At 32.9% G+C, this 2904-nt stretch carries 3 protein-coding genes; all 3 read left to right on the forward strand.

What is annotated here, in order from left to right:
- Positions 1-236: 236 nt before the first annotated feature.
- The 3 genes from RBATCC27255_RS04670 (at position 237) to RBATCC27255_RS04680 (ending at position 2771) form a co-directional block, all read left to right on the forward strand.
- Positions 237-707, forward strand: a complete 471-nt coding sequence (locus RBATCC27255_RS04670; protein ID WP_169923253.1) for a starch-binding protein — start codon at positions 237-239, stop codon at positions 705-707.
- Positions 708-801: 94 nt separating this feature from the next.
- Positions 802-1812 carry a leucine-rich repeat domain-containing protein gene (locus RBATCC27255_RS04675; protein WP_101028956.1) on the forward strand — a complete coding sequence of 337 codons (1011 nt, stop codon included), beginning with the start codon at positions 802-804 and terminating at the stop codon, positions 1810-1812.
- 92 nt (positions 1813-1904) lie between these two features.
- Positions 1905-2771 carry a leucine-rich repeat domain-containing protein gene (locus RBATCC27255_RS04680; protein WP_101028655.1) on the forward strand — a complete coding sequence of 289 codons (867 nt, stop codon included), beginning with the start codon at positions 1905-1907 and terminating at the stop codon, positions 2769-2771.
- Positions 2772-2904: the final 133 nt, after the last annotated feature.

Here is a 2904-nt window from a genome sequence, read left to right on the forward strand (position 1 = left end):
CGTCAAAACAGCCACCGTGTAAATTCACGGTGGCTGAAATACTAATCAGGCTCCCCATAAAATTTTGTGTAAATAATAATCCTTCAAGCAATAACAAAACAGCGGATTGGAGCTTGTAAAATAAAGTGTGTAAGTTAGAAAAATAACTTGCACACTTTTCTTGACAAAGCCTCATATCTATTATTATAATGATGATGACCAAGAACTTCCATTTCCAGGAGAGAAAATGTCCCCAGATGGGTGGTAATAACCGGTATGTTTACACAATTTACGGTGTGAACAATCCGAGAGTTATTTTTAATAATAACACTACTGATCCTGCAACCAGACAACAACATCCAGGTATCAATCAACCCGGAATTGAAATAACAGAAGATGAAATGTGGATAGTAAATGAAACTGTATATAGCCAAAAACCACAGGGAATTACTGTTCATTTTTATCGTCCTTCTAATTGGGAATATTGGGACACAAGAATTTACTTCTATGAAGATAATAATATTCTGATGTCATGGCCTGGTACTCTCATGAATAGTCAAATGGATGATAATTGGTTATCCTATACGATCTATGGTGTAGATAATCCTAAAGTAATATTCAATGATTCGAAGAATAAACAGATACCTAGTGTATTGCAACCTGGGCATTTGGTTACACAAGATGTGTGGTTTAAGGATAATACTTGGACAATATATGAACTAGATTAACTGATTCATTATAAATTTCTAAAGATGAAGGAGCAATTATGTTTGCTCATTCATCTTTGAAATTAGTGCTACAAACTTTTGAAAGGTTTTATATATGAAAACAACTAGATTAATACGAGTAAATATAGTATTTGCAATATCTTTTTGTACAGTTTTTATTTTAATGTTTTCAAGTTGTAAAGAGCTATACCCTATAACAAAAACTGCTGAAGGATATACATTTGAAATTGATGAAAATCAAAACGCTACATTGATAAAAAACGATATATTGGCTGAAACCATTGAAATTCCTTCGGAAATTTCTTCATATAAAGTCAAAAAGCTAAGTTGTGTAGAAGAAGCTGCATTAGTTGGGGTGTCTCTTACAGGTGTATTTGAGGGAAATAATGTTGTAAAAGAAATTATAATACCTGAAGGAGTAGTGGAAACTTATGGCCCGGCTATAGCTAATTGCTATAATCTTGAAAAAATTACTATACCAGGCACAATGACGACATTTGACGTAGTGCGGTGTGATAATTTAAAGGAAGTGAACATTGTTGACGGAGATACTATTACCGAATCCTTTAGTTTCAGCGATTGTTCCGGGCTTGAAGAAATATACTTACCGAAGCAAATTAACAAAATCAGCACTAATGCTTTTGCTCGTTGCTATTCATTAAAAAATGTGAAGTTTTCAAAAAATGTTTATTGTATAGAGAGTGTGGCTTTCCAAGGATGTACTTCACTTACAAATATTGATTTACCCGACAAGCTATCAGAAATAGGTTCAAACGCTTTTCAATGTTGTACTTCTCTGCAAACTATTGATGTTCCGTCAAAGGTCAGAATTATTGAGAGCTGGACATTTGATGGTTGCAAATCTCTTGAAATAGTTAATTTGCCTGAGGACTTAATAAAAATAGGTGACGGAGCTTTTCGGGATTGCGTTTCTTTAGAGAGAATTAATGTCTATGATGAATGTGATTACATTGCGGACAACGCTTTTGAAGGTTGCGATAAGCTCACAATTTATGGAATAAAAGGCTCATATGTAGAACAATATGCAAACGAACACAATATACCTTTTGAAGAATTAGATACAACATATGAGCCTACAGACTAGAAAGTAGTAGTTTGTTAAAAATCAGCGGAATATAGAGGATATTGCATATTCCGCTGATATTATTTTTATAATATTTATTTTACCTAGGTGATATGATGAAAAAAATAAAAAAATATAAACTACCTATCGGGATATTGTGCGTAGTGATAGCGATACTTATATTGCTGCAAAGCTGTTCAAGTGAACATTGGTGGTTTGGGTACACATATGAAACCGATGGATATACAAATAAATCAGCAACAATTGTAAAGATAAACTACCCGTCAGAGAAAGTTGTAATTCCTTCAACAATATTTTTCCATAAAGTAAATGCTTTAGGCGGATATGTTACAGGATACAATTTGTGGGGAGCAGAAAGGAAAGGAATGTTTGAGGATAACGATATAGTAAAAGAGATTGTTGTTTCTGAAGGGATAGAGTATATATTTAACAGATGTTTTGACCATTGTATTTCATTAGAAAGCATACAACTCCCAAGTACTATAAAACAATTCTCTTTTACGAATTGTGAAAGTCTGAAAAATGTTAATTTTAATGGTGATGTAAAAGAAATTGAAAGTTTATCATTTTCAGGCTGTTCTTCATTAGAAACGCTTGTAATTCCGGATAATATTGCTGATCGTGGTATAGCATACGGTGCTTTTTCCGGTTGCACATCACTAAAAAGTATAAATATTCCCGATAATATTACTGCAATACAACGATATACATTTAGTAATTGCATATCCTTAAAACAGTTAGTTTTGTCTAAAAATATTAAGAGCATTGAATGGGGTGCTTTTGAAAACTGCACCTTGCTGGAGAAAATTATCATTTACGATAAGGCAGAAGATATTGCGGATAATGCCTTTGAAGGTTGTGATAAGCTCACAATCTATGGAATAAAAGGCTCATATGCAGAACAATATGCAAATGAACACAATATACCTTTTGAAGAATTGAATAACATAGTTGACTGATTATATTTGCGGAGATTAAATAAAGTCAAATTTTAGAATTTAAATGCCGACAAGTTATAGCTTTTAATGCTATTACCTGTCGGCATTATTTTTTGCCCTTTTGCGTTGAAAGCAGAAAGGGCAATTATGATTT

It is taken from the genome of Ruminococcus bromii (genome assembly GCF_002834225.1).
GTDB classification, from domain to species: domain Bacteria; phylum Bacillota; class Clostridia; order Oscillospirales; family Acutalibacteraceae; genus Ruminococcoides; species Ruminococcoides bromii.